The organism is Oceanicaulis sp., from assembly GCF_965249665.1.
In the GTDB taxonomy this organism is placed as follows: Bacteria; Pseudomonadota; Alphaproteobacteria; order Caulobacterales; family Maricaulaceae; genus Oceanicaulis.
The window spans coordinates 919,615-939,741 of the sequence record NZ_OZ252247.1 but is presented as its reverse complement, the minus strand read 5'-3'; the positions used below and the strand labels follow the sequence as shown (position 1 = coordinate 939,741).

Here is a 20,127-nt window from a genome sequence, read left to right as displayed (position 1 = left end):
GCCGCGCGGCTGGCGACAGTCCAAAACAAGATCGCGCGTGCTTTTGTGTGAACAGGGGAGGAGACGACAGCGATGAAGCTCGCGTCGGCCGAGAAGATTGCCGCCTATACCCGCAAGGGGTGGTGGGGGCGGGAGACGTTCTATGACCTTTTCACGCGGGTCGCGAAGGCGCGCCCCCACGCTCCGGCGACACTGGATCCGCCTGATCGGGAGGCCTTTCTCGGAGACGCGCCCAAACGATTGAGCTGGCGTGAGCTCTCAGATCTGACCGAACGTTACGCCGCCGTGTTTACACAGGCAGGTCTGCGACGGTCCGACGTGGTGGTCATGCAATGTCCCAACATCGTCGAGGCGGTCGCTGTGTATCTCGCTGCGGCGAAAACCGGCATCGTCGTCTCGCCTCTGCCGGTGCAATATGCAGGCTATGAGCTCGGTTATGTGATCAAGGCGGTCAGTCCCAAAGCCGTGATCGCGGCAAGCCGTTTCAAAGACCGTCAACTCGCCAGAGCTTGCCGCGAGGCTGCAGGCGTGGGCGTGATGGTGTTTGCGCTCGGACCGGATGCGAACAGGGACGGTCTTGTGGACCTGAACGCTGAAGCGGCCTCCGTCTCCCTTCGCAAAGGGCCGATGGGTGTGTTCGGGGCCGTCTCAAAGCGGGCAGGGGAGGCGAACGACGCCTTCACGATCGCCTGGACGTCGGGCACGACAGGAACGCCCAAGGGCGTGCCGCGCTCCCACAATCACTGGCTGGCCATTGCGCCCGCGACCTTCGACGCTATGGCGATCGAGCCGGGCGAACGCCTGCTCAATCCCTTCCCTTTGACCAATATGGCGGCCATTGGCGGCATGTTCGCCAGCTGGCTTCTGAGCGCGGGTGTGCTGGTCCTTCATCACCCCTTCGAGCTGCCTGTGTTTCTGAACCAGCTCACCGAGGAAGAGATCACGGCGACCATTGCGCCGCCGGCGGTCCTGACGATGTTGCTCAAGCAGGGCGCGCTGCTCGACCAGTTCGACTTGTCCAAATTGCGCGTGATCGGATCGGGTTCCGCTCCCCTGTCAGAGTTCATGGTCGCAGGGTGGAAAGATCGCGGTGTGGAGATCGTCAATCTGTTTGGCTCGAACGAGGGCGTCTCTCTGGCGTCCGGTCCTCAGGAAGCCTCCGAACCCGCCCGGCGCGCGAGCTGGTTTCCGCGGTTCGGTCACCCTGGCGCTGACTTCTCCAACCGTATGCATGAGCGGGCGCAGCTCAAGCTGGTCTCGGTGGAAACCGGCCACGTCATCGAAAACGCCGGCGAGGAGGGCGAGCTTCGCGTCAAAGGGCCGGCCGTGTTTGAGGGCTATTACGGCGATACGGGTGAAAAGCGTGACGAGGTTTTTGATTCCGAGGGGTATTTCTGCACAGGGGATCTGTTCATGATTGCGCCGGAAGACGAGAACTTCCTGGTCTTCAAAGGGCGCGCCAAGGACATCATAATCCGCGGCGGGGTGAACATATCCGCTGCCGAGCTCGACACCTTGCTGGAAGGTCATCCCAAGCTGGTGGAGGCGGCGGTGTTCGGCATGCCTGACGACGTCATGGGCGAGCGTGTCTGGGTGGCGGCCGTAGCCAAGGATGGCGAGACCGTTACGCTGGAGGACCTTGTTGACTGGCTCGCCGCCAAGGATATCGCGAAATACAAACTTCCCGAGAAGCTGGTTCTGCTCGACGCCCTTCCGCGTAACGCCATGAACAAGGTGCTGCGCTGGAAGCTGCGCGAGATGGCGGAGGTGGAACCGGCATGAGCGTCTATATTCTCGGCGGCGCGCAGAGTGATTTTGCCCAGAACTGGACCCGCGACAATAAGGGGCTGTTCGAGCTGATGCGCGAGACCACTTTGCGTGCGCTCGATGAGGCTCGTCTGGACGCTGAAGCGGTCGAGGTCATTCATATCGGCAATTTTGCGGCCGAGCTTTTCTGTGGCCAGGGGCTGCTGGGCGGGATGGCGGCGCATATCCATCCGGCCTTCTCCGGACTGCCCACCAGCCGGCATGAAGCGGCCTGTGCGTCGGGATCCATGGCGATCTTTGCGGCCAGCGCAGACATCGAGGCGGGGCGGTACGGTCTGGCCGCCGTGATCGGTGTTGAACTGATGCGCAATGTTCCGGGTCAGGTCGCAGCGGAAAATCTGGGTGCGGCGGCCTGGGCCGGGCGCGAGGCGGGTGGTGCGCGCTATCTCTGGCCGGCCATGTTCTCAGACCTCGCCGAGGAATACGATCGACGCTACGGGCTCAACCCTGCGCATCTCGCCGAAATCTCACGGATCAATTTCGACAACGCCAAACGCAATCCCAACGCCCAGACCCGCGACTGGACCTTTGGTGCAGGCAGTTTCTCTCAGGATGATGAGGCCAACCCAGTCATCGAAGGCCGCATGCGCAAATCCGATTGCGGCCAGGTCACTGATGGCGCAGCGGTGGCTTTTCTGGCCTCAGGAGAGGTCGCGCGGGATTTTGCGGCGGCGCGCGGTCTCTCTTTAGAGGATGTGCCGCGCATCAAGGGCTGGGGCCATACCACCGCGCCGCTTCTGTTCCAGTCCAAACTGGACGAGAGCGCCGGGGGCGAGGGCTATATGTTCCCCTGGGTCAGGAAGGCGATTACCGACGCCTATGGACGAGCGGGTCTGTCTGGCCCGTCCGAGCTGGACGCGGTTGAGACCCATGACTGCTTTTCGGTCACCGAATACATGGCGGTTGAGCATTTTGGCCTCACTGCGCCCGGCGAGGCCTGGAAAGCCATCGAAGACGGCGTCATCGCACCCGACGGGGCGTTGCCCTTCAATCCGTCCGGCGGACTGATCGGGCTGGGGCATCCGGTCGGAGCGACTGGCGTGCGTATGGCGCTGGACGCGGCCCTTCAAACGCGTGGCGCCGCCGGAGACATGCAGGTGGACGGCGCACGGACGGTCGCGACCTACAATGTGGGCGGTTCGACCACGGCGAGCGCCTGTTTGATCATCGGAACCTGACGGAGCGCCCATCATGGACATTTATCTTTACGACGCCGTGCGCACGCCACGTGGCAAGGCGAAGAGCTCGGGCGCGCTCGCCAGTCATACGCCGCACGCGCTGGTGGGAAAGCTGATCGACGCTCTGGGGGCGCGCAACGGGCGCGATGCGGTTGCTCGTGCGGCCTCTCTGGTGCTGGGCAGCGTCGGACAAGTCGGGGCCCAAGGGGGGCATCTCGCTCTCGTCTGCCGTTTGCATGCCGATTTGCCGAGCAGCATGCGCGCGCTGACGATCAATAATTTCTGCGTCTCGGGCCTGACCGCCATACGGATCGCAGCCGATGAGGCGCGAGGGGCGGGCGATGATCGGCTGCGCCTTGCCGGCGGGGTCGAGATGATGAGCCGGGTGCCGTTTATGGGGGATCAGGCGTTTTACTATGCCGATCCCGAGACTGCACGGGCGCTGCGCTATGTCCCCGTCGCCCTCTCAGCCGACCTGATGGCGACGCGCGAAGGCTTTGAGAAGACCGATCTCGACACTGTCACCGCCCGTTCCCATCAGCGCGCCGCCGCTGCATTTGAGCGCGGCCGTCTGGAGGAGATTGTGCCCGTGGCGACAGAAGGCAGCGTGCTCGACCATGACGAGCCCGTGCGTCCGGACACAACCGTTGAGACGCTTTCGAAGATGGAGCCAGCCTTCACAGGTCTTGGCGCGACAGGCTTTGACGCCCTCATGTTGCAAGCCAGGCCTGACGTATCGAACATTCGCCATGTCCACTCGGCCGCCAACTGTCCGCCGCCTTGTGACGGCGCCGCGCTGGCGCTGGTGGGCTCGAAGACGGCCGGCGAGGCTGCGGGCCTGAAGCCCAGGGCGCGTATTCTTGCGATCACCGAGGCGACCGGTGATCCGGTGTTGCAGCTAACATCGGGCTTTGACGCTATGGACGCCGTGCTTCAGCAAGCCAAGATGTCGCTCTCTGATTTTGACCGGATAGAGTTCATGGAGGCTTTCGCCGCTCCGCCGCTCAAATTCGAACGCGATTACGCGCCGGACATGGATCGGGTCAATCCGGAGGGCGGGCAGCTGGCCATGGGTCACCCTATGGGCGCCTCCGGAGCGATTCTGGCGGCGACCGCGCTCTCCGGGCTTGCGCGTCAGGATGGTGCGCTGGGACTGGTTGTCACCCATGGTGGGTCAGGCGTCGGTGCGGCGATGGCGATAGAACGGCTCTGACCCGCAGAGATCGGTCCGCTTTCGTCTGAAAGAACCGCCATTACTCCCGGGGAGTCGTCAGCGGCTCTTCGGGTTCATATCCCGTCATCTCCAGATAGCCGCGGCCGCTATGACTTCCCGTAATTGAAACAGGCCCTTCCCAGTATGGGAATACGGTTGGCATCCAACTTTGCGGATTGAGCGCTTCAATCTCCACGTCCAGTCCGCGTGCAGGCAATTGCACGCGCCAGCGCACAGGGATGTCGCGCCCGCGCACGCTTGCCGTTTCCAGCGCTGACATGATCAGGGCGCCGTTTTCATAAGCAGTGAATTCGCCGTCTTGCGATATCCAGCTGGCGGATGTGTAAACCTCGTCATCTGACTGGCGCAGCTGGAACCCCATGACTTTCTCACCCGAATCCAGGTGAAGCGAGACCCAGTCCCAGCCCGTTTGATTTTCCGACAAAGGTTGGGAGGAATATTCGCGGTCAAGCCAGGCCTGACCGGTTACGGACACATCGCCTGTGGGAAGCTGCAGCGTTCCGCGGACTTCGTAAAAGGGCTGTGAGTAATAATAACTGGCCTGACCGTCTGCGGATTTCACAGAGAAGCCCTCATCACCATGAAAAACGAGCGGACCGGTGGCGTCCAGCATCAGTGAGTAGGCAAAGTCCTCGCCACGTGCGGTCAGATCAAGCGCTGACAACGCATCAGCGTTTGGAAGCAGCCGATCCATCGCGCTGGCCATGGTCCACTCGTCAATAATGGCGGTGAAAGGCGTCGAGACTGCGCCCGCCACGCCCAAGCCGCCGCGTGCAAGACGTTCAGCGTGAAAATGAGAGTCGCACGTGGTGACGGCGGCATGTCCCATCCATAATTGCGGTGAACTCCACCCTTCGCTCTCATGCGGCGCCAGAGCTGTACGAAATAATGTCCATTGAGCGCCATATTGCGCCCCGGTCTCGTCCTGGAGCACAGAGGTCAGATACCACCACTCGATTCTGTAATCCGGATGCGGTCCGTGATCGGCTGGAAACGTGAAGGCAACGCCAGCTTCGGGCGCGGTGAAGGCGTCCGAGGGGGTCCCGAGCCCCGCAAAACCCTGGCCGTGCGCCAAGGCGTTCAGCCCGGCGAGGAGGGCGAAGGCGGTGATGAGAGGGCGCAGCATGGCTCAACGTTCCTGACTGAAAGTCTGAATGAAGGCGCGCGGTGACCGGGTCGCCAGCGCCCGCGCCGGCAAAGCTCCCGCCAGAGCGGCCGCCAGGGCGGCCAACCCTGCGAGGCGTAACCAGTCAGCCGGGAACAGGTGTAAGGGCAATCTCCATCCAAACGCTTCGACATTCACCACCGTGAGCAAAGTCCAGGCGAGCGTGAGTCCTGTCGGCAGGGCGAGCAGCCAGGTCAAAAGAGCCAGCACCAAAGCGCGAAACAGCTCTAGCTGCGCCAAGCGTGTTCGCGTCAGGCCCAAAGCCCACACGGGCGCTAACTGGGGCAATCGCATGGAGGCCAGTGTCGTCAAGCTGGCGAACATGGCGAAACCGGCGACAGACAAGGTCAGGACATTAAGCGCTGCAGTCACCGCGAATGTGCGTTCAAAAACGGACAGGGAGAACGCTTTGACGCTGGCTTGATCCACAACGCCGTTGGCGGGCAAGTCGAATGTGCGTTCCAAAGCGTCAGCGAGGCTGGTCGCCTGTTCCGGGGCGATGCGAACACCATAGCGCAGGCGTGAGACCGCCTCGCCGAACTCTGCCTCCAGCGTGTCCAGCGCTATGATCGCCTGAGCGTTGGGATTTCCATAATCAGAATAGACGCCCACTAGCGGCAATGTGGCGTCATTTCCGATCCGAACCGGCTCTCCCAGGTCCAGCGCGAGCCGGCGCCAGCCTTGCTCATTGAGCAGCAAGCCTTCGCCCGCCATGACGGAATCCCAAGCGCCCGGCGCTGTTAAGAGCAGCCGCCAATGATCGCGATAGGTGCTGTGATCCACCACGCCAAAGATGTCGCCGGGCTGGTTCTCAATATCGACTGCTGCGCTCCAGATCGGCAGCACGGCGTCGCTGCGCGTCTCCAGATACGCGCGAACAGCCTCAGATTGGGATTGATCGCGTGTCGTGACATAGAGCTCAGCGGCCAGACGTTGATCAAGCCAGCCTTCAAACGTCAGGCGAAAGCTCGCCACCATGGCGCCAACGCCAATATTCGTTGCCAGCGCCAGCATCAGCGCCATTAACGCCATGGACAGGCCCGGCAATTGCTGGCGCGTGTCGGCGAGAAACCATTCCGCGATCGGTCCGCGCGCGAGGCGTTGGGCGGCGTTGAGCATCAGCGCCAGGGCTGGCGGCAATAAAAGCGCTGCGCCCAACAGAAGTCCCGCCAACAAGGCGAAGCCTGCCAGAACGCCGGATGTGATCTGAGGCAGCACTGCGGCGATAGCAAAACACGCGCCCGCGCCGAGCGCTTGCAGTTGATACTGGCGCGCGGACGCAATCGCCCAGGCGCGCGGCTGACCGGTCGCGAGCAAGGGCAGACGCGCCGCTTTGATAATGGATTGCGCAGTTGCGCCCAGGGCGCCCAGAAGGGCGATCGCAAACCCTGACACCCACCAATCAGGCCGTACCGCCAGCGCACCAGGGACATCCGCGCCGTAAAGCCCCCGAAGCGTCGCCGCCACATCGGGCAGGAGCGCGCTCGCAACGGCATACCCCAAAGCTACGCCTGCGGCGCCCGCCAGCAGGGCGAAGATCAGCACCTCGATCAACAAGGCGGAAACCAGCGTCGTGACCGGGGCGCCCAGGGCGCGCAAGGTTCTGAGCATGCCGCGCCTTTGCTCAAAACTCAGGCCGATGGCGGCGTAGACGATGAACAGGCCGACGGCGAAAGACAAAAAGCCAAAGGCGGTGAGATTGAGATGAAAACTGCCCGTCAGGCGCGATACGTCATCATTGGATGATAGCGCCCTACGTGTCAGCTCGGGCGCCAGACGGTCGAGCGGAGTTTGGCCAGGGCGGGCGCCTGGATCAATCAGTATGGCGTCGATCTGGTTCTCACGCCCCAGCAACCGCGCGGCGACGGCGATGTCGGTGACGACCTCGCCGGGCGCAATCTCTGCGCGGGCCCTGGCGGGCGGCAGGTCGAGTGCGGACGCCTCAAGCTGATCCACAGTTTCAGGAGCCGCCAGCAAGACGCCGGGGGGCGTGAGAAAATCAAGCCCAAGACCGTCTTGACGTGCAGCGGGAGAGTGTCCGCCGGCCGCGCTGAGCGGCTCTACGCCTCTGAGCGTCAGCTCTGTTTCGCCTAGGGTCAGCACCCCTTCGATGACCGGCGAGGCGGCCCAGCCATCGCGGCGCAATCGCACCCAAACATCGCGGGACAGGGCGCTGTCCTCAGCGCTGAGGACGATCAGTGCTCCGCCGCCCAGAGTGGCGCTGGCTTGCTCGTAACTGGCGCGCGCTTCTGAATTGATGGCTTGCACGCTGGTCCACAGCGCTGTCGCCAGGCTCAGCCCGATCAACAAGGTGGCGAGCTGTCCCGGCTTACGCCGCCAATGAGACAGCAGCGTCAGGAACACAACCCGGTTCAAGACAATCGTCCGTGTGACAGGTGCACTCGCCGAGACAGGCGATCAGCCGCCTGCATGGAGTGGGTGGCCATGATCAGCGCAATACTTGTGTTCTGACAAAGCTCGAGCAATAGCGCCAGGACGTCGGCGCTGGTCTCCTCATCGAGATTGCCTGTGGGCTCATCCGCGAGGATCAGCTCGGGCCGAGCCGCGAGCGCGCGGGCGATGGCGACACGTTGCTGTTGCCCGCCTGAGAGTTGTTCCGGATAGCGTGATTGAAACTGGGACAATCCCAGACGGTTGACGAGTGTCTCAATCCAGTCGTGATCCAGGCGTCGGGCAAGTCGGGCCTGCAAGGCAATATTGCGGGCGACGGTCAATGACGGGATCAGGTTGAACTGCTGGAAGACCAGCCCGATATGCGTGCGGCGGCGAACCGCACGCTCCTTGTCATTCATGGCGGAGACGATTTCGCCATTGAGCACGATCTGACCCACGTCGGGGGCGTCGAGTAAACCGATCAGATGTAGCAAGGTGCTTTTTCCGGATCCGGATTCCCCGGTTATGGCGAGGCTTTCTCCCCGATCCAGCGTCAGGCTGATCCCGCGAAGAACCGGCTGGCGTTCGGCGCCTTCGCCATACGCCTTTTCCACGCCCTCAAGCTCAACCAGCATGCCCGCTCCATGTTTTGCTTTTCGCTCATATAGACTGCTTCGTTCGTCAGGCACGCACGATCCAGGGGCAGTCATGGGTTTGATGAGCCGTTCTGTCCGCCAAGCGAGCGCTCGCTTCACAGGATGCATGGCTGGGCGTTAAAGGCCCTGCGGGCTCGATGCCAGTCATGACCACACGATTTGACTCAGCGCGCACAGATTGCGACCACAACGGGGCGTAGGCGCGCCTGCGGCTGCTTGTTGGGCAGTTCGCTGATGCGCCTGTCCTGTTCACCCGCAATTGGGGTACATCATGCAGACAGCAAAAAAGGGCGACACCGTCCTGGTCACTTACACCGTTCGCACCACGGACGGTCGGGTCGTCGGTAAGACCGAGGATAACGAGCCCGCCGCTCTGACTATTGGCGGCGCCGAGATCTTCCCGGCCGTCGAAGCCGTGTTGGACGGCATGGAAGTCGGCAAGGAAGACTCCATCACCGTCGGCGTCGCCGACGCATTCGGTCCACGCCGTGAAGACCTGATCGTCGAAATCCCTCGCGCGCAATTGTCGGGCGACAATACGCCGGAGCCGGGCATGACCCTGACGGCGGCCCAGCCCGATGGCTCGACGGTGAACCTCACCATCACCGAAGTCGGAGCCGAGACGGTGACCGCTGACGGCAATCATCCGCTGTCGGGCGAAGACCTGCATTTCGACCTGAAACTGGTCGATATCCAATCCGCGGCCTGAAGCCGGGACTGCGGCGTTGGCGATCATGATCGCCAACGCTGTCATGCCTTCGGGATGATGCGCCAGCGGCTTTGCCGGCTACAATTCAAAGACCTGGTCTTGTCGCGGTGCCCGGGCGTTCCAGCCCAGCTCGCGCTTGATCCGCACACGAAGCGCGTCTGAGGAGTCAGGCTCGCCGTGCACGACGAACACCTCTTTGGGCGTGGTCTTGAAGCCGGACAGCCAGCGTATCAGCTCATCACTATCGGCATGGGCGGAGAGCTGTGACAGATCAGCAATCTCCGCCTCGATCGCAATCCATTCGCCGTGAATCTTCACCTCGCGCTTGCCGTTCAGAAGGGCGCGACCCCGGGTGCCGGCGGCCTGAAATCCTGCAAAGAGAATTGTATTGCGATGGTCCCCGCCCAGGGCTTTGAGGTGATGCAGCACGCGTCCGCCCGTCACCATGCCGCTCGCAGAAATTACGACTTTGGGGTAGGGGCTCGTCGTAATGGCTTTCGACTGGTCAACGCTGCGCGTGTACTCGGCGATGGCGCACATTTCGCGGCAGCTGTCGCGATCCAGGCGGTGATCGCCGATATGGGCGTGCAGCAGCCCGGTTGCGTCGATCGCCATCGGGCTGTCGAGATAGATCGGAACCGATTTCAGACGCCCCGCCTGTTTCAGGCGCCACAGATAGTACAGCAGTAACTGCGCCCGCCCCACGGCGAATGATGGAATCAGAACGTTCCCGCCACGCTGTATGGTGCGTTCGATGATGTCGCCCAGCTGCTCGATCGGGTCTCCCGGCGTATGCAGGCGATCGCCATAGGTGGATTCAATCACGACATAGTCCGCGTGTGCCACGGGTTCGGGGTCAACCATCATGCCGTCGCCATAGCGCCCGAGATCACCTGAGACCACGATGCGCTGACCGCCCCATTCAATCTCGACCGTTGCGGCGCCGAGAATATGGCCCGCGTGGCGGAACACCAGTTCTGCGCCGCCCGGCAGGGACGTGACGTCGCCAAACGCGGTCGGGGTAAAGTGATTGAGCGCGTTTTCGGCTTGCTCAAGATCATACAATGGCAAGGCGGGTGAATGCCGCGAGAAGCCCTTGCGATTGGCGTATTCCGCGTCCTTCTCCTGAAGATACCCCGAATCGCGCAAGATCAGTTCGGCGACGTCGCACGTTGCGGGTGTGGCGAAGACGGGCCCCTCAAATCCTTTTGCAATCAAGCGCGGCAGATACCCGCAATGATCCAGATGAGCGTGGGTGAGCACGACAGCGTCGATGGTGGACGGATCAACAGGCAGCGGCGCCCAGTTCAACTCTCGCAGATTTTTCAAACCCTGGAACAGGCCGCAATCAATCAAGATCCGCCGTCCCTCATGGGTCAGCAAATGCTTGGAGCCGGTGACGGTCCCAGCGCCGCCAAGACAGGTCAGAGTCAGCATGCATCCTCTAAAACGGGTTCGAAATGCGACTGATGGGAATAGAGTATTGCAAGAAAGCTTGAGGCCGTCACATGTTGCGAGCCCGCGGGCTCAAGCAGGATCTGGTGGCGCAAGGCATGAAGGCGGCGCTAGTTGAATGCGCCGCCCGTTTCCGCCGTCTGCCGCAGACGCGCGCTGATCTCAAACCCTTCAGCGAGGCGTTCGGCATGCCGCTCCAGGCCCTCGAGCACCGTCTTGGCTCCGATCTGATCGGCCCAGAACATCGGGCCGCCGCGATAGCTGGGCCAGCCATAGCCATACACCCAGACCACATCGATGTCTGAAGCGCGCTGGGCGATCCCTTCTTCCAGGATCTTCGCGCCCTCATTCACCATCGGGTAGAGCAGGCGCTCAAGGATTTCCTGGTCTGTGATCTCGCGGCGGTCATAGCCTGAGGTCTCGGCGAACTGCGTGATCACCGCTTCCACATGGGCGGAGGGAACGCCGCGGCGATTGGCGTCGTAATCATAGAATCCGGCCTGGGTCTTCTGTCCGCGCCGTCCTTCCTCGCACAGGATTTCGCGCACGGTGGATGAAGCGGTTGCGTCCGGATCCCAACCAATATCGAGACCGGCCAGGTCCGCCATCTGGAACGGGCCCATCGGCAGGCCGAACTCCACCAGCACCCGGTCCACATCCCAGGGCGTTGCGCCTTCCAGGATCAGGCTGTTGGCCTCGGCCTGGCGCTGAGCGAGCATGCGATTGCCGATAAAGCCGTCGCACACGCCTGCGACGACCGCGACCTTGCCGATCTTGCGCGAGACATCCATGGCGGTCGCCAGCACGGCGTCAGAGGTTTTTGCGCCCCGCACAATCTCCAGAAGCTTCATGATGTTGGCGGGCGAGAAGAAGTGCAGGCCTACCACTGAATCGGGTCTGCTGGTCGTGGCCGCGATCTCGTCCACATTGAGATAGCTTGTATTGGTGGCGAGGATCGCGCCGGGCTTCACGATGGACTCAAGGCGACTGAAGACCTCTGTCTTGATCTTCATCAGCTCGAACACGGCCTCAATGACGAGATCGCAGTCTGATAACGCTTCCATATCGAGCGTCGGCGTCAGCAGCGCCATGGCCTGGTCGACCTGCTGCTGGGTCAGCCGCCCCTTCGCGGCGCTGGCTTCATAGTTTTTGCGAATGATCGCGACACCTCGATCGAGCGCGTCCTGTTCGCGCTCCACCAGGGTCACCGGTATGCCGGCGGACAGGAAGGTCATGGTGATGCCGCCGCCCATCGTGCCGGCGCCGATGACGCCGACCGTTTCGACTGGGATGCGCGGCGTGTCCTTGGGAACGTCATTGATCTTGGCGGCGGCGCGTTCGGCGAAGAACAGATGGCGCAGGGCGGCGGACTGGCCCCCGGTCATCAGCCGGGTGAAGAGGGCGCGTTCTGTTTTCAGGCCGTCGTCGAGCGGTGTTTCTGTCGCGGCCTTAACTGCTTCTATGCAGGCCTGAGGGGCTTCAAGACCCCGGAAGCGCCGGGTATTGGCTTGGGCGAACGCGTCAAACGCGTCCCTGTCCGTAGTGAGTTTGTCGCTGCGGGCTCCCGTCCTTGGGATCGGCTGGCCGATCTTTTCGAGGGCGAAAGCGATGGCGCTCTCGCGTAACGCCTCGGAGTTGGCCAGTCTGTCGACCAACCCCAGCGCCCTGGCTTTTTCAGCGCTGATCGGATCGCCCGTGGCGATCATGTTCAGCGCGGCTTCGACCCCGATCAAACGCGGCAGGCGCTGGGTGCCGCCAGCGCCGGGCAGCAGACCCAGCTTGACCTCCGGCAGGCCCAGTTTCGATCCCGAAGCGGCGATGCGGTAATTCGCGCCGAGCGCCACTTCCAGTCCACCGCCAAGGGTCGTGCCGTGCAGCGCTGTGATCACGGGTTTGTCCAGCGCTTCGATCTGCTCGATCAGATCGGGCAGTGAAGGCGCTTGCGGCGCTTTGCCGAATTCGGTGATGTCGGCGCCAGCGTGAAAGGTGCGGCCGTCGCACGCGATCACCACGGCTCTGATCGCCGGATCGGATCGCGCGGTTTTGATGGCGGTCATCAGGCCAGAGCGCACAGCATGCGAAAGGGCGTTCACGGGCGGGTTGTCAGACACCACCACGAGGACCCCGTTGGTGATGTGTGTGCTCACGCTCATTGTTGCTCTTCCCTCTGCCGGAGGCGAAATCATACCCGATTTTCTGGTATTGGCATTGCGGGGGTCAAGGCTTGCCCGTCGACAGGCGCTGATAGCCGGGCCTGCCGGGTTCGAAAACATGTCTAGAAGTAATGACTTTAACAAAATACGGGGTGAGATCCGGGTGTGAACACCTGGCCGGTTCTGTCGGTGCGTGGAGCGCGGGAGGGCTTGGTTGAGCCGGGGTCATTCTTCGAATTCGGGCTCGCAAGTCTTTGGCGGCTGAGGCGGTCCGGCCTGAACGCGAAGGGCCCTTAGCGGTGACCTCGCGCAAGGCGCGCGATAAGCTGTCGGAATGAACGAGATCACTTCCCCAGCCGCCGCCAGCCGATTTGATCGCAAGCGCGACCAGATCATCTCAGCCGCGACCGAGCTGATGAACGAGCTGGGCTTCAAGGGCATGACTCTGACCAAGGTGGCGCACGCCATCGATCTCAACACCACAAGCATCACCTATTACTTCAAGCGCAAGGATTTGCTGGCCGAGGCGATCCTGTCGGACGCGATCCAGCGCTATTCCGATATCGTTGAGCGCGCTGCGCTGGAGCGCGACCCTTATGACAAGCTGCACTGCATGGTCTGGTCCGTGTTGGAGCTGTTCGCAGCGATCCGATCCGGCGATGCGGCGCCCGTGGCGAATCTCTCTCACATCCGCAGTCTGGAAGAGCCTCTGCGGTCGCAGCTGAGCGACAAATACATCGCTCTGTTTCGCCGGGTGCGCACCTTCTTTGATCGAGATGAGGTCGCTCGAAAGAGGCTCGCCACGGCGCAAGCTCATGTATTGCTGGAAAACCTGTTCTGGGCTCAGGCCTGGTTGCGACGCTATTCGCTTGGGGATTTTGAACGCGTCGCCCGCCGCTTCAGCGAAGTCCTCGCCTACGGAGTGTCAGTCGAGGGGCGCCGCTGGGACCCGGCCGTGCTGACAGTGAACCGGCCCGAGACCCTTGAAGGCTTGGGCGAGATGAATATCGCCTTTCTGAAGTCCGCCGCCATCACCATCAATGAATGGGGGTATCGCGGCGCCTCGGTCGATCGCATCGCCGCCGAGCTGTCCGTCACCAAGGGCAGTTTCTACCATCATCTGCAAAGCAAGGATGATCTGGTGCTGGCCTGTTTTGATCTGAGCTATGCACGGGTGTCGCTGGCGCAGCGCGCGGCGGAGCAAATCGAGGGCGACCACCATACCAAGCTCTGCTCCTCGGTGGCGTCCTTGCTTGACCTGCAACTTTATAGCGACTCGCCTTTATTGCGCACCACGGCGCTTTACGCTTTGCCGTCAGATGTGCGCGCGGACGTCATCGAACGCTCCAATCGTATGGCCCGCCGCTATGCCGGGGTGCTGATTGACGGCATCACTGAAGGCTCCATCAAGGCGATAGACCCCTTGATCGCCGCCCAGACGGTCATGGCGACGCTTAACACCGCGTTTGAGATGCGCCGTTGGGCCGCCGACCAATCCCCGCATGTCGCCATCGAGACCTACGCTTCGATCATCACGCGCGGGATCATCCAGGATCTCTGACAGCCGGTTCGAAAGCCTGACCGCCGGCGAACTCAGCTGAGCCGCCGACGGTCTTGCCGTCAGGACGCAGCGAGCTTGAGGTAGCGCGCCATGTGCGCGTCTTCATCGCCGAGCACATGGTCGAGCATGATCAGACGCTTGGCGAAATGCGACAGCGGCATTTCCCAAGACATGCCGATGCCGCCATGCATCTGGATCGCTTCTTCTGCGGTGAGCGCGCCTGCCTTGCCGATGGTGTATTTCGCCGCCGAGCCGAAGCGGTCGCGCACCGCGGGCTCCTTGTCGAAGTGCGCTGCGGCGTTAATGGCGGACGAACGCGCCTGTTCGATCTCAAGCGCGACGGTGGTCATGCGGTGCTTGAGCGCCTGGAACGCGCCAATGGGGACGCCGAACTGTTTGCGGGTTCCCAGATAGTCGATCGTGGCGTCGCGCAGGACTTCCATGATCGCCACCGCTTCCCAGACTGTCGCGACAAGACCCATGGCGCGGGCCGCGTCGATGGCCGCCTGTGAGCCTCCTGCTTCGCCGATCAGGCGCGCCGGCGTGTTATCGAGCGTCAGCTCGCCGGCGGCGCCGCCGTCCACGAGCCGATAGGACCGGCGCTTGAGGCCGTCTGCGTCAGTGTTCACGAGGAAGGTGGAGGGGCCTGCATCGGTTTCTGCGGTTACGACAATCAGATCCGCCGCGCCCAGATATTCAACGACGCCTTTCGCGCCGCTCAGCCGCCAGGCGCCGCCGTCTTGGGTCGCACGGACCGGGGCGACCACGCTTCCGTCGGCGTTCATGGCCGCTTCGTCGGCGAATGTGGTCATGCGCGATCCGGAGATGAGATCCGCCAAAACGTCAGCTTCACCCGCCGCTTCCAGCACCTTTCCCGCCATCAGCGTCGCCAGGAACGGGCCGGTGGCGAGCGCTTTGCCGACTTCTGAAAACACGGCGCCGGCGTCAAACGCCGAGCCGCCATAGCCGCCTGCCTCTTCAGAGAACAGCATGCCCAGCACGCCCAGCTCCGTCAGGTCGGACCACATCTGACGGCTGAAGCCGTCTTCACTGTGGGCCGCTGTCTGGCGCGCTTCCCAGTCGAGCGTGTCGGAGAAATACCGTGATAGCGAATCCGCCATCATGCGGCGGTCGTCACCCAAGGAAAAATCCATGTCCTAGAGCCCCATCATCGATTTGCCGATGATCTCGCGCTGCACCTCATTGGAGCCGCCGAAGATCGAAAGTTTGCGATAGTTGAAGTATTGCGAAGCCACCGGCGCCGCCCAGTCAGGGCCCACCGGCTCGCCGTTGAAGCCGCCTTCCAGAGCCTCTGCGATGAAGGGCTGGGCGTAGCGGCCGGCGGCCCGGCGCATCAGGGCTGTGATTTTCTGGCGGATCTCTGTGCCGCGGATTTTCAGCATGGAGGATTCCGCCATTGGCGTTTGGCCGCGACCCACGCTGTCCAGCACGCGCAGATTAGTCGTGCGCATGTTTTCCAGATCAATCTCGATCTCGGCCATGCGGGCGGCGAACAGCGGATCCTGAATCAGAAGGCTTTCGCCGCGACGGGTTGTGCGGGCGACCTCCTTGAGGCGCTCGAACGCCGCCATCGACGCGCCGACACCGGCAATATTGGTGCGCTCATAGCTCAAGAGGTATTTGGCGCAGGTCCAGCCCTTGTTCTCTTCGCCAACCAGGTTCTCGACGGGCACTTTCACATCTGAGAACCAGACCTCGTTGACCTCGTGGTCGCCGTCCAGAAGCTTGATCGGGCGCACCTCCACGCCTGGCGTGTCCATGTCGATCAACAGGAAGGAGATGCCTTCTTGCTTTTTGCCCTCCTTGCTGGTGCGCACCAGGCAGAAAATTTTGTTGGCGCACTGGGCGAGCGTTGTCCAGGTCTTCTGCCCGTTGACGATATAATGATCGCCGTCTCGCACCGCTGAAGTCTTGAGGGAGGCGAGATCAGAGCCGGCGCCCGGCTCGGAATAGCCCTGACACCACCAGTCCGACCCGTCCAGAATTCGGGGCAGCCAGTAGTCTTTCTGTTCTTCGGTGCCGAACTTGTTCAACACCGGGCCGAGCATGGAAACGCCGAACGGCACGATGCGCGGGGCATGCGCCAGCGCGGTTTCGGTCTCGAAGATGAAACTTTGCACCACGCTCCAATTGGTGCCGCCGCGTTCTTCGGGCCAGTGCGGGGCCAACCAGCCGCGTTCATTGAGGATGGCGTGCCATTCCTCCATGTCCGCCTTGGTGAGGTGCTGACCGTTGCGCACCTTGTCAGACAGCCGCGCAGGCAGCTTTGCCTTCAGAAATGCGCGCACTTCCTCGCGGAAGGCTTCGTCTTTTTCGGTAAAGTCGAGATCCATTGTGGTCTCCTCCCGCTAGTATTGGTCGACCCGTTCAAACAGTACGGTCGCTCCCGTGCCGCCAGCCACACACGTGGAGACGACCCTCTATCGTACGTCGCGCCGACAGTTTTCCGACAAGGCCGAACCTGCCAGACGTGAGCCGGACCGGCCGAACGTATGCCCGACGGCGATAGCGTCGCCTTTGACAGTATGCGGCTCGGGGTCAATTCCCAGCCAGTCACGGCGATAAATGGTCTGATTGGCGACCGTTTTATGGGTTACCCACAAGCCGTTATCGCCGATTGTCAGGTCCGCCCGGTCTACCACTGCGTTCATCACGGTCTCGCGCGTCATGACGGCTCCTGTCCGGGCGTCAGGGCAACCCTGTCTGGAGCCATACTCAATTTTCTAATTTCTGGGCGCCTGGTGACCAGCCGCGCAACATTGCAACTTATCCAAAGTCTATAAACAGGGATGCTGACGTCATCAACAATGCACGGACATACTCAACAATGAAATTCCTGATGTCGGATGGAGGTTGAGCGAGCTTCTGTTCTCAGAAGGATGGCGCACTCTGTTCGCTTCGCCGTTCAGCCCGCCGCAGATCCTGCGCACTCCCGTTGTCATTGGGGGATGCGGTCAGGTGCTGGAGGACCGGGGTCTGCACTTTGTTGACATACCTCTGGCCATCGGGGGTCTGAGCGATGTCGCCGTGCGTCAGGCCGGATCGCTCTCGGCGTCTGCGGCTTCTTCGACGGCGGTTTCCGCCCAGTACTCGCCGCCGACCATGGCGGCTGGCGCCAGCAGGTAGTCTTCGGTGGCGTCGGGGGCGTCACGGCGTGTGATCCGGTAAACCGCGATGGCGGAGAGCAACAGGCACAATCCAATCAGATAATAGGCGAAGCCGCTGGGCCCGATCAGCCCCATCAGAACGCCTGTGCCGATGGGGCCCATCACCGCGCCGGCCCCGTACACCATGACCAGTGCGCTCGACGCCGCCGTCATCTGGTCAGGCTCAAGCCAGTCGTGTGTATGCGCCATAGACAGCGGATAGAGCGTCATGGTCAGGCCGCCTGCGAAGAATCCGGTCACGGTCAGCGCGATCAGACCCATTTCAGCCGCCATGGGCAGCAAGGCTGCGGCGACGGCGGCAGCAGCCGCGACGGCGCCAATGATCACACGGCGGTCGATGGCGTCAGACAAGCGCCCGATGGGCCATTGCAAGGCGGCGCCGCCCACCAGAGTTGCGGCGATGAACAGCGACACCCCGCTGACTTCCAACCCGATGCGGCGCGCATAGACCGCGCCCATGCCCAGAATGATGCCGTTGGCTACCCCGGCGCAAAAACTGCCCGTCAGTCCGAGCGGGGAAATCGCGAACAGCTTGCGCAGGGTCAGGCGCTCGACCTGCAGAATGTAGTGCGGCTGGGGCGCCGAGCTGAGCAGGATGGGCACCAGCGCGCCCGAAATGATGATGGAGGACAGCACATAGAGCGTCAGCCCGGTTGTCGACGCGGTGTTCAAAAGCCCTTGCCCGATGGCGAGACTGCCATGGGTGATGATCATGTAGATCGCCAGCAAAGCCCCCCGGTAGGTGTTTGAGCTCTCCCGGTTCAGCCAGCTTTCGGCCACCACATAAAGCCCTGCGAAGCTGAAACCGGTTAGAAACCGCATGCCGGACCACACGATGGGGTCGATCAGCAGGCCATGCACCAGGATCGCAATAGAGCCGATCGAGGCCAGGGCTGCGAAGGTGCGCACATGGCCCACCTTGGTGATCAGGCGTTCCGCGCTTGCGGACCCGGCGAAAAACCCGGCGAAATAGCTGGTCATCACTAGGCCCGTCAGGGTGGCGGAAAAGCCAGAATCCTCGGCCACCACGCCTAAAAGCGTGCCTTGCAAGCCGTTGCCGGCCAGAAGCAGCGCGATCCCTAGCAAGAGCGCCCAGAGCTGAACGACAGCGCCCAGCAAGCTGCGCTCCCCGGTCTGTTGTTGGTCCGTCATGGGCCGGCTCCTTCGCCATACGCTTTCGCGTGTGCCTGAGACCGTGGGGCGCCGTCAATCGTTCTTGAAGCTGGACTGAGACTGAGGGGCGCTGATCAGTCTTGCGCGCTAGCCTGCAGGAAGCGTTCGGCCTCGGCGCGCCAGTCAACTGGCAGAGGGACCGCCTTGCGCGTTTTCGTGTCGAAACAGACCGATACGGCTGTCATCCGCGCGGCCCGCTCATCCCGGCCCACGATCATCATGTCATAGACCAGGGTCACGGATTTGCCGCCAAGCCGTTCGAGGCGGGCGTGGATCTCAAGTAGGTCGCCAGCGCGCACCTCAGCGTCATAATCGAGCTCGTGACGCACATCGACAAATCCGGTCCCCGTCGCTTCGGCGTCAGAACCTGACCAGCCGAACACGGCGTTCAGAGCGTGATAGGAGGCGTCATCAAACATCGCCATGTAATAGCGGGTCGTCAGATGCCCTATCACGTCGCAAAGCCAGGGGTGCGCGACAGCGCGGAACGGGGCGATCATGCCGCCGCTCGCAGTTTTTTCATCTCTTCAAGCTTGCGCAGGCCAAGCGTCTTGCGCGCTTCTTCAGGCGTCTGGATGCTGGCGCCCATCATTTCCACGATGGAGCGGGCGCGGTCGACCAGCTGCGCGTTAGTCGCGGGCTTGCCTTTGGCCAGATAGAGATTGTCTTCGAGGCCCACGCGCACATGACCGCCCATCAAGGCCGCCTGCGCCGCCATCGGCATTTCATTGGCGCCCAGACCAAAGGCCGCCCAGTTGGCGCCTTCCGGCAGGTTATCGACCATGGTCTGCATGTTTCGGGTGAGGCCCTCTGCGCCCCATTTCACGCCCATGCAAAGCTGGAAGAGCGGAGGTTGCTCGAGGAGGCCTTCCGCCATCATCTGCTTGGCGAACCAGATATGGCCCAGATCGAAGACTTCCAGCTCGGGTTTGACGCCGATCTTCTGGAGCCGCTCGGCTCCAATGCGCAACATGCCGGTGGAGGAGACATAGACATAGTTGGGGATGTCGTAATTGAACGAGCCGCAATCAAGCGAGCAGATCTCCGGCAGGAGCATCTCCACATGCTCCATGCGCTCGACCTGGCCGACGCAATCGGTGTCCTTGAGGTCAAAATTGGTAGGGTCCTCATCAGGCCCCAGGAACAAATCCCCGCCCATGCCAGTGGTCAGATTGATGATGACATCGGTGTCGTGTTCGCGGATGCGGTCGACGACTTCCTTGAACAGTTCCGGATCACGGCTGGGCGCGCCGGTTTGCGGATCACGTACATGAATATGGGCGATGGCGGCGCCGGCTTTTGCGGCCTCGATGGAAGCCTTGGCGATCTCTTCGGGCGTCACGGGCACATGCGGGGTTTTGCCGGCCGTCTCGCCTGAGCCGGTCACAGCGCACGTCAGGATCACATTGCGGTTCAGCTTCTGATCTTGAACGG

The 20,127-nt window shown here is 62.3% G+C and carries 16 protein-coding genes; 5 read left to right on the top strand and 11 right to left on the bottom strand.

Annotation, left to right across the window (positions count from 1 at the left end; genetic code table 11):
- Positions 1-72: 72 nt before the first annotated feature.
- Genes ACP154_RS04365 through ACP154_RS04355 form a run of 3 tightly spaced genes read left to right on the top strand, consistent with a single transcriptional unit; the run spans position 73 to position 4,218 of the window.
- Complete coding sequence (locus tag ACP154_RS04365) at positions 73-1,782, top strand: class I adenylate-forming enzyme family protein (RefSeq protein WP_421856297.1); 1,710 nt, start codon at positions 73-75, stop codon at positions 1,780-1,782.
- Positions 1,779-3,005 (top strand): acetyl-CoA acetyltransferase, encoded by a 1,227-nt coding sequence (locus ACP154_RS04360; protein WP_421856300.1) that lies wholly within the window; start codon positions 1,779-1,781, stop codon positions 3,003-3,005. The genes ACP154_RS04365 and ACP154_RS04360 overlap by 4 nt, the downstream gene beginning before the upstream one ends.
- A gap of 13 nt (positions 3,006-3,018) precedes the next feature.
- The gene (locus tag ACP154_RS04355; RefSeq protein WP_421856303.1) at positions 3,019-4,218 is read left to right on the top strand and encodes an acetyl-CoA C-acyltransferase; all 1,200 of its coding nucleotides are present in this window, start codon (positions 3,019-3,021) and stop codon (positions 4,216-4,218) included.
- Positions 4,219-4,258: 40 nt separating this feature from the next.
- On the opposite strand, the gene ACP154_RS04350 is transcribed toward ACP154_RS04355, so the two are convergent.
- From ACP154_RS04350 to ACP154_RS04340, 3 genes are read right to left on the bottom strand one after another with little or no spacing between them, the layout of a single operon-like run.
- On the bottom strand, positions 4,259-5,365 hold the full coding sequence (locus ACP154_RS04350; RefSeq protein WP_421856305.1) for a lipocalin-like domain-containing protein: 1,107 nt from the start codon (positions 5,363-5,365) through the stop codon (positions 4,259-4,261).
- A 3-nt stretch (positions 5,366-5,368) separates the two neighbouring features.
- The gene (locus ACP154_RS04345; protein WP_421856308.1) at positions 5,369-7,780 is read right to left on the bottom strand and encodes an FtsX-like permease family protein; all 2,412 of its coding nucleotides are present in this window, start codon (positions 7,778-7,780) and stop codon (positions 5,369-5,371) included.
- Positions 7,777-8,433, bottom strand: coding sequence for an ABC transporter ATP-binding protein (locus ACP154_RS04340; RefSeq protein ID WP_421856311.1), 657 nt, complete (start codon positions 8,431-8,433; stop codon positions 7,777-7,779). The genes ACP154_RS04345 and ACP154_RS04340 overlap by 4 nt, the downstream gene beginning before the upstream one ends.
- Positions 8,434-8,725: 292 nt before the next feature.
- Here ACP154_RS04340 and ACP154_RS04335 point away from each other — a divergent pair, with 292 nt between their 5' ends.
- Positions 8,726-9,163: an FKBP-type peptidyl-prolyl cis-trans isomerase gene (locus tag ACP154_RS04335; protein WP_421856314.1), complete on the top strand. Its 438-nt coding sequence runs from the start codon at positions 8,726-8,728 to the stop codon at positions 9,161-9,163.
- A gap of 78 nt (positions 9,164-9,241) precedes the next feature.
- Here the strand turns inward: ACP154_RS04335 and ACP154_RS04330 are convergent, their stop codons facing one another.
- Positions 9,242-10,600 carry an MBL fold metallo-hydrolase RNA specificity domain-containing protein gene (locus ACP154_RS04330; RefSeq protein ID WP_421856317.1) on the bottom strand — a complete coding sequence of 453 codons (1,359 nt, stop codon included), beginning with the start codon at positions 10,598-10,600 and terminating at the stop codon, positions 9,242-9,244.
- Between the two features lie 128 nt (positions 10,601-10,728).
- The gene (locus ACP154_RS04325) at positions 10,729-12,771 is read right to left on the bottom strand and encodes a 3-hydroxyacyl-CoA dehydrogenase NAD-binding domain-containing protein (RefSeq protein ID WP_421856320.1); all 2,043 of its coding nucleotides are present in this window, start codon (positions 12,769-12,771) and stop codon (positions 10,729-10,731) included.
- 334 nt (positions 12,772-13,105) lie between these two features.
- On the opposite strand from ACP154_RS04325, the gene ACP154_RS04320 reads away from it, so the two are divergent.
- A complete protein-coding gene (locus ACP154_RS04320; RefSeq protein ID WP_421856323.1) occupies positions 13,106-14,332 on the top strand; it encodes a TetR/AcrR family transcriptional regulator in 1,227 nt (408 codons plus the stop codon).
- A 59-nt stretch (positions 14,333-14,391) separates the two neighbouring features.
- On the opposite strand, the gene ACP154_RS04315 is transcribed toward ACP154_RS04320, so the two are convergent.
- The 6 genes from ACP154_RS04315 to ACP154_RS04290 all read right to left on the bottom strand — a co-directional run bounded on the left by ACP154_RS04315 (position 14,392) and on the right by ACP154_RS04290 (position 20,110).
- Positions 14,392-15,486: an acyl-CoA dehydrogenase family protein gene (locus tag ACP154_RS04315; protein WP_421856326.1), complete on the bottom strand. Its 1,095-nt coding sequence runs from the start codon at positions 15,484-15,486 to the stop codon at positions 14,392-14,394.
- Between the two features lie 3 nt (positions 15,487-15,489).
- Positions 15,490-16,686 (bottom strand): acyl-CoA dehydrogenase family protein, encoded by a 1,197-nt coding sequence (locus tag ACP154_RS04310; protein ID WP_421856329.1) that lies wholly within the window; start codon positions 16,684-16,686, stop codon positions 15,490-15,492.
- A gap of 87 nt (positions 16,687-16,773) precedes the next feature.
- A complete protein-coding gene (locus tag ACP154_RS04305) occupies positions 16,774-17,022 on the bottom strand; it encodes a hypothetical protein (RefSeq protein WP_421856332.1) in 249 nt (82 codons plus the stop codon).
- A 363-nt stretch (positions 17,023-17,385) separates the two neighbouring features.
- Positions 17,386-18,672, bottom strand: coding sequence for an MFS transporter (locus tag ACP154_RS04300; RefSeq protein WP_421856335.1), 1,287 nt, complete (start codon positions 18,670-18,672; stop codon positions 17,386-17,388).
- A gap of 95 nt (positions 18,673-18,767) precedes the next feature.
- Entirely contained in the window at positions 18,768-19,193 is a 426-nt protein-coding gene (locus tag ACP154_RS04295; protein ID WP_421856338.1) for an acyl-CoA thioesterase, read from the bottom strand.
- Positions 19,190-20,110, bottom strand: coding sequence for a 3-keto-5-aminohexanoate cleavage protein (locus ACP154_RS04290; RefSeq protein WP_107713604.1), 921 nt, complete (start codon positions 20,108-20,110; stop codon positions 19,190-19,192). Before ACP154_RS04290 ends, ACP154_RS04295 begins: the two co-directional genes overlap by 4 nt.
- Between the last annotated feature and the right edge of the window lie 17 nt (positions 20,111-20,127).